This window comes from Rhizobium sp. SEMIA 4085, assembly GCF_013004495.1.
Taxonomy (GTDB): Bacteria; Pseudomonadota; Alphaproteobacteria; order Rhizobiales; family Rhizobiaceae; genus Rhizobium; species Rhizobium gallicum.
The window spans coordinates 1-7,196 of record NZ_JABEPH010000319.1; the positions used below are offsets into that span (position 1 = coordinate 1).

General features: G+C 60.0%; 5 protein-coding genes. 3 read left to right on the plus strand and 2 right to left on the minus strand.

Annotation, left to right across the window (positions count from 1 at the left end):
* Positions 1–3,126 (minus strand): Ti-type conjugative transfer relaxase TraA (gene traA / locus C9413_RS24815; protein ID WP_170251032.1); only part of this gene is annotated, 3,126 nt, incomplete at its 3' end.
* A gap of 219 nt (positions 3,127–3,345) precedes the next feature.
* Here traA and C9413_RS24820 point away from each other — a divergent pair.
* The 3 genes from C9413_RS24820 to traG are packed head-to-tail and all read left to right on the plus strand — an operon-like array spanning position 3,346 to position 5,757.
* Positions 3,346–3,630: a TraC family protein gene (locus tag C9413_RS24820; RefSeq protein WP_039845812.1), complete on the plus strand. Its 285-nt coding sequence runs from the start codon at positions 3,346–3,348 to the stop codon at positions 3,628–3,630.
* Entirely contained in the window at positions 3,620–3,847 is a 228-nt protein-coding gene (locus C9413_RS24825) for a conjugal transfer protein TraD (RefSeq protein ID WP_039845813.1), read from the plus strand. The genes C9413_RS24820 and C9413_RS24825 overlap by 11 nt, the downstream gene beginning before the upstream one ends.
* Positions 3,838–5,757, plus strand: coding sequence for a Ti-type conjugative transfer system protein TraG (gene traG / locus C9413_RS24830; RefSeq protein WP_039845814.1), 1,920 nt, complete (start codon positions 3,838–3,840; stop codon positions 5,755–5,757). Before C9413_RS24825 ends, traG begins: the two co-directional genes overlap by 10 nt.
* A gap of 654 nt (positions 5,758–6,411) precedes the next feature.
* On the opposite strand, the gene C9413_RS24835 is transcribed toward traG, so the two are convergent.
* Positions 6,412–7,196: ATP-binding cassette domain-containing protein (locus tag C9413_RS24835; RefSeq protein WP_170251033.1), on the minus strand; the 785-nt coding region annotated here is incomplete at its 5' end.

Genomic DNA, 7,196 nt, shown 5'->3' on the forward strand with positions numbered 1-7,196 from the left:
CGCCAGTGCCCCCCGATCCGCACCCTCACCCACTCTCCTTGAGAAAGTCTTAACAGGTGCCAGCAGATCCCGCATGTCCTCGGCCCGGGTCTCCTCTCGGGATGGGGCCTGGACTCGGTCATCATAAGCGATGTGCCGCTCGCGCTCGATCACAAAGCTTAGAGCAACGTTTGCCCTTTCCCACAACACCGCCAGTTCCTTCCTCATTCCGGCAAGTCGGGCCAGCTGCCGGACAACGTAGTCTTCTATCCCGGCGGCGATCTCCGCGAGATGACTAATCCCGCGACGCCGCGCGAAATCACTAGCAAAAGCCTGGTAGCCGGCCTTATCTTCGAAATCGAGCGTGGTGGTCTTGGCGCCGGAGCGCGATAACCGTTCGACGAGCTGATTGAACAGTTCCGGCCGATGGCGTTCCCGCTCGATGCGCTGCTGCCTGGCCGCAACGGCTTCGACCTGTCGGGCTGTCCAGACATTGCGATCCACTTCCCTTTCCTCGAGACGTTTCCGCCCGGTTTCCTCGTCGATGAAAGGAACCTGAACCTTGACTTTCTCAACCCCGTCCTTGCGCAGAGTGACCGTGTCCCCGACGCCGACCCCACTTTCCCGCAGTGCCTTCGGCAGGCTCACACCCCAGAGTCTATGCGTAACCCCGTCATCCGTTTTGACGTCGGCGTAGGGGCTCGGATCGACACCCTTGCCTTCGCGGAATTGTGCCCCACCGACACCAATAAGCTCCCCGGTGATGCCGGCGGCATGATCGACCCGGCTCTTCCAGCCCCATTGCGGCTTTGCCTCAAAATCTTCCTTGGCCGCGTAGAGATCGGCGCGGTGTCGATGCCGGGTCATCGACACATAGGTCAGATGCTGATCCATCATGCCGGTCGCAAGAACGAACGTCCGGTCGACCGTGGCGCCCTGCGATTTGTGGATCGTCGCGGCATAACCGTGATCGACATTGCGGTAGCTATCCTCACTGAAGATGACGTCGCGGCCATTATCGAGGCGCACCGAAAGCAGGATCCGGCCGCGTTTATCGGTCGTCGAAACAACCGTGCCCAACATGCCGTTCTTGACATATTGGGCATCGGGATGCTCGGCGCGCGGCTCGAAGAAACGGGCGTTTTTGAGGAAGATGATGCGGTCGCCACTGGCAAACTCGCGCGCCCCGCGTTCGGTCTGGAAGGCATGGCTGTCACCGAGTGCGTCCTCCGCCGTCATCACCCTCCTTAATGTCTCGTTCAGGCGTTTCACATCCACGTTGGTGTGAGCGAGAACGAGTAGTTCGTCGCCGCGCAAACGTCCCGGGCTTCCTTCATCGGCGGATTTCCGAAGCAGCTCACGACGAGCATCCGTCCAGTCGGAAACGATGCGTCCGATGGCTTCCTCCCGCGTCTCCACTTCGACAAGATGGCCTCGCTCCACATAAGCGTCGAGACCCTGTTCGACGTCGCGGCGCGCAAACAGTCGGGACGCGTCGCGTGCCCATTGCTCGCTCTGTCGGCGCACGCCGGAAAGCTCGGCAAAACCGACCCGCTCCGTCACTGCCCGAAACGCAGCACCTGCCTGGATCGGCTGGAGCTGCATGGCGTCACCGACCAGGACGACTTTCGCGCCTGCCTCTTCGACAACCTTCAAGACGCGCGCCATTTGCTCCGACGACACCATACCGGCTTCGTCGACCACCAGCACGTCGCCGCGCCCAAGCCTGTCGCGGCCGTCGGCCCAGGCGAGCTCCCACGATGCGAGCGTCCGCGACTTGATGCCGGAGCTCTCTTCCAGACTTTCGGCCGCCTTTCCGGCAAGTGCCGCACCGATCACCCGGCGACCTTCGCTTGCCCAGGCGACGCGCGCGGCATCCAGAAGTGTGGACTTGCCGGCGCCAGCAAACCCGACGACCGCGGCAAGAGCGCTGTCCCCTGTGACATGCCGGACGGCGTCCACCTGCTCCGCATCGAGCCGGAAGCGCCTTTCCGGATCACGCGTCTCGACGGTTTCGATCGCTGCGTTGATCCGCCGATCGGGGACGGCGTGCCCGCCGCGCTCCGCGAGAACCCGCGCCGACTGAGACATTTCATATTCGATGCGCAGGATGTCGCGCGTCGTGAAGATTGCGGGCTCTGCAGCTTTTCCCGTTTGCGGATCGAACAGCTGCGGCTTCAGCGTGACGAGATCGTTCGATGCCATCAGCCGCGCATGGATATTGGCGAAGTCTACCGGATCGTCGACATAGCGGTGGAGCGCCCGGGCGATATCGCGCTCATTAAAGGTCGAGCGCTCATTGGCAAGCTGCTTCAACAGGAGTTCGGAATCCGCAAGCAGGCGATCTGCCATTTCCTGCCGGCGGGCAAGTTCCGCCGGCGCGAAGAACATCTCCCTGCCCTCGCGTACCAATGCCGCTTTTGCCGGACCGAGACATTTCTGTGCGATACCGTCCAGCCCCTGTTCGGCATAGGAGCGGCCGTCGAGCCGGATCTCATGACCGGCGAGTGCCAGATGCCGGTTGGCCGTGTCCGCCCAGGCAATTTTCCACGCCTTCATCGTTTCCCGATCGCCCGCCCACAACCGATAGACAATCTTTCCCTTCGGGTGGTCCGGCGTGACAACGCGCAGCGGCTTACCGTCTGCTCCTGTTATCGCCACGGTCTTCGGCCCGAAGCCCTCTTTCGTTAAAGGACGCAGCGTCATCATCAGGTGGATATGAGGATTGCCGTCCTTGTCGTGATAGACCCAGTCGGCGACCATTCCTTTCGAGGTGAGGTTGTCGCGGACGAATTCGCGCACTAGAGCGATGTTCTCAGTACGCATCAGTTCTTCCGGCAGAGAAATGATCAGTTCGCGCGCAAGCTGCGCGTCGGCCCGCTTCTCGAACGCATCGACGGCGTTCCAGAGCATCTCGCTGGCGCCGGCGACCGAGCGTCCCTCGATCGCCTTGCGCAGCCACGCCGGCGCCTCATCCGGTAGGGCCAGCTCCTCATGCACCAGTTCCGACGAAACGCCGCGACGGCTGAACGTCGTGCCAACCTGCTTATCGCTCATTTTCGTCCGATGGCGATAGGCGGCGGCCGAGACGATGCTGCGTCCCGCACCCCTACTTATCATCTGCGCTCTGACGAACATGATCGCCACGATCGTCTCCCGACCTTCCGTGTAAATCTCTCAAGCGACGGATGTTGCGCCCACAAACCGATCGGCCCGAGTGGGCGATGCCGCTTTTCCGAAAGTCGGCAGCGGCGGGAATTGCGCTCCAAATTCTTGGGCACTGCGCAAGCTACCCTATTTAACTATCTTATTCTAGTGTGTATAAATACGAGAATCATTTAGATCGCGCACAATGGAGCATCTTCAATGGCAGCAAAATTATGGATTTCCGAACTCGATGCACAGATCGAGAAGCTGAAGGAACGCAGAAGATTTTTGATAGTAAAATCCGCCGAGCGGTTTGCTCACGCCGCGACAAAGGCGGGTCTGGCGGAGATGGACTTGTCCGACGGAGAGCTCGATGGGATCGTCGCCGAGATCGCTGCCCGATTTCAAAAGAAACCGAAGGCCACAGCCGCCACATCACCTCAACCGCATCGACCGGAGGCTGGCCGGACTGGAACGCCGGCGGCGGTTTCTGATGGCGGCTGAGCGCAAGCGCGAGGCTCGGCAGAAATTTCTACTCGGCAGCATTGTCGTCAAGGCCGGGCTTTCGAAAGCCGACCGGGCGTTCCTGCTCGGCGGCCTGCTCGAATTGGCCCGGATCGTTCCGGGTTCTTCGGAACATCAGCGGCTGCGCGACATCGGCAAAGAGGCGTTCAAGGCCTCTTCTCTGGACGCTGTTCAGGAGAAAGCGGAATGGCATTGAAGCATCGATTGCATCCGAGCCTTCTGCTTGTTCTCGTCCCTCTCGCCGTTACCGCCTTTGCCGTCTACGTGACAGGCTGGCGATGGCCGGAATTGGCCTCGGGCATGTCAGGGAAGACGCAATACTGGTTCTTGCGGTCAACACCAGTGCCGGCACTTTTGCTCGGCCCGCTCGCAGGACTTCTGACGGTCTGGCCCTTGCCGTTGCATCGACGCCGGCCGATCGCGATCGCAAGCCTTCTCGGCCTTCTCGTCGTTGCCGGCTTTTACGCCTTGCGGGAATATGGACGTCTTTCTCCCTCCGTCGAGCGCGGCATCATCGCCTGGGACGAGGCGCTTTCTTATCTCGACGCTTTCGCCGTGGTTGGATCGTTTCTCGGCTTTCTGATCGTTGCGGTGTCGGCCCGCATCTCTGTTGTCGTCGCCGATCCGGTCAAACGCGCCAAGAGTGGAATCTTCGGCGACGCCGACTGGCTCTCGATGCGTGCGGCCGCAAGACTTTTCCCGCCCGATGGCGAAATCGTCGTCGGCGAGCTCTATCGCGTCGATCGCGAACTTGTGCATAAGCTTTCCTTCGACCCCTACGATCGTTCGACGTGGGGACAAGGCGGCAGGGCGCCGCTCCTGACCTACAAGCAGGATTTCGACTCCACGCATATGCTCTTCTTCGCCGGTTCCGGCGGGTTCAAGACAACCAGCAATGTCGTACCGACGGCGCTTCGATATTCGGGTCCGCTCATCTGCCTCGACCCGTCGACGGAAGTTGCGCCGATGGTGGTCGAGTACCGCAGGCGTGTTCTCGGCCGTGACGTAATCGTGCTCGACCCTGCTGATCCGGCAACGGGCTTCGATATCCTCGACGGCATTGAAACATCGACCCGCAAGGAAGAGGACATCGTCGGCATCGCACATATGCTGTTATCGGAAAGCGCACGTTTCGAATCGTCAAGCGGCGCCTACTTCCAGAACCAGGCGCACAATCTGCTGACCGGCCTGCTTGCGCATGTGATGCTCTCGCCAGAATATGCCGGAAGGCGAACTCTGCGCAGTTTGCGCCAGATCGTTTCCGAGCCGGAGCCGTCGGTGCTCGCCATACTGCGTGACGTTCAGGAGAATTCAGGATCCGACTTCATCCGCGAAACCCTCGGCGTTTTCACCAACATGACGGAGCAGACGTTTTCCGGCGTCTACTCGACGGCGTCGAAGGATACGCAGTGGCTGTCGCTCGCCAGTTACGCTGGTCTCGTCTGCGGCAACGCCTTCAAATCCAGCGAGATCGTTTCTGGCAAAAAAGATGTGTTCCTCAACGTCCCGGCTGCCATCCTGCGCTCGTATCCTGGTATCGGAAGGGTGATCATCGGCTCGCTGATCAAGGCCATGGTGCAGGCCGATGGCGCATTCGACCGCCGCACATTGTTCATGCTCGATGAGGTCGACCTGCTCGGCTACATGCGCGTGCTGGAAGAAGCGCGCGACCGTGGCCGCAAATACGGAATTTCGCTGATGCTCATGTACCAATCCGTTGGACAGTTGGAACGACACTTCGGCAGGGACGGAGCGACCTCATGGATCGACGGCTGCGCGTTCGCCTCCTATGCCGCAGTCAAGGCACTCGACACGGCTCGTAGCATCTCGGCCCAATGCGGGGAAATGACCGTCGAGGTAAAGGGCCGGTCGCGCAATGTCGGCTGGAGCAGTTCCACCACGGGATCTCGCCAATCGGAGAACGTGAATTTTCAGCGAAGGCCGCTGATCATGCCGCACGAGATCACCCAGTCGATGAGAAAGGACGAACAGATCGTTATCGTCCAAGGCCAAAGTCCAATCCGCTGCGGGCGAGCGATCTATTTTCGGCGCAAGGACATGAATGAGGCGGCCAAGGCCAACCGTTTCGTCAAAACCAACCTCTGACCGGTAAGCGATATCGTCAGACGGCCAAGGACTGCTTGCGTGCGTTTTGCTTCTGAACCGAACGCACCGGCAAGCATCGCGGCGATCGGCATGGCGCTGGCGACCATCCCCGTGGTTGTTGAACGCGGCGTCCTCACCCGCCAATTTGCGGCAAAGATCACCCGATCAAGATCCTGGTGCCCTTCGTGGCTATCACAAGCAACTCCGACCGTCGCTTTCGACGTTCGATGGCCAGGAGAGCAATCCTCTTTTCGGCGGCCTCGCTGGCAATCGCCAGTTTGCTTGGACGTACCATGCGCTGGACTGGGTGGCCATGATTTTCGCGGAGACCATTCTGAGGTGGATCGGAATTTCGCTTCAGGTATTGGCAGTGGTGCTCGGGGTAACCAGGCAGCTCTTGGTCTGCAGGTCATCCTGCATAGCTTAAGCATGATTGCCTGGTGGAAATTTCGCTCGCGGGTGTGGTTCGTGCAAAGCCCACTGGCTGCTTTCGGGAGTGGGGGCAGTCGTACTCTTCATCCGCGGTGACGCGCAGAGCGACACGTCAAGTCCCGTTGTCGTAGAGCGGATCGCAGCTCATCACCTCGGCGGCTCTACCGACGTTGCTCGTGACCGTGATTGGTCGGTAGTTATTGCGAGCCATTCCAGGAAAGATCAGGCTCGGTTCGGTGTCCACGTCCACCGACCATCCTCACTGTACTCAAGGACCGCGTGATACAGATCACGCGCGTCGTGGGCTTCTCCGTTATTGATGCAGGTGATCGAACGGTCGGAAAGGAGGCGCAGGATCTTGCGGAGTTTTTTGGACCCCAGCGTCGTGTCGACTCGATCTAGGAAGACGACCCGCGGTGGCACGAGCAGAACTTTCGCAACGGCTAAGAGTTGCTGCTCGGTCAGCGAAAGCGACATTTCCCAGCTTTGCTCCTTATCCAACCCGCCCGCCTGGCTCACGACCCATTCGAGATCAAGTTCGCGCAACACCTGGAACATTTGTTCATCCGAAATTTCGCCTGCATTCTCCAGACGCACAAGAATCTGGCGCAACGTCCCTGGCGGCAGATAAGGTCGTTGCTTGAGAAACACGATGTCGTCGGAACCAGGGCGAATTATGCGCCCTGTGCCGGGCGCCGGAATGCCCGCCGTCGCTCTGAACAATGCCGTTCCCGGAGCCTGACTAGGTCCGGTGAGCAACACGAGGGTCCCGAGCGGGATCGATACCGATAACTCCTTCAGCAGAGGAGTGCCGTTGGATGACAGCAAGGATAGCCGCTCGTAGGCCAAGCACCCTCCTCTCTCGACAATCTCGATGGCCGACTCTGCGGTTGTTCGTGATTTTTCGATTGCCTCCAGTAAGGAGTTGAGCTGAGGGACCAATACGGAAAAGGTTGAGTTAGAGTGGTAAAGGGCGGAGATAAGTGAGAAAGAGCCTAAGAGATGCG

What these genes read in the sequence shown, in the direction of transcription:
- C9413_RS24825 (WP_039845813.1), top strand. Translation starts at nt 3,620, where the DNA reads ATGGCGGCTGAGCGCAAGCGCGAGGCTCGGCAGAAATTTCTACTCGGC.
- traG (WP_039845814.1), top strand. Translation starts at nt 3,838, where the DNA reads ATGGCATTGAAGCATCGATTGCATCCGAGCCTTCTGCTTGTTCTCGTC.
- C9413_RS24820 (WP_039845812.1), top strand. Translation starts at nt 3,346, where the DNA reads ATGGCAGCAAAATTATGGATTTCCGAACTCGATGCACAGATCGAGAAG.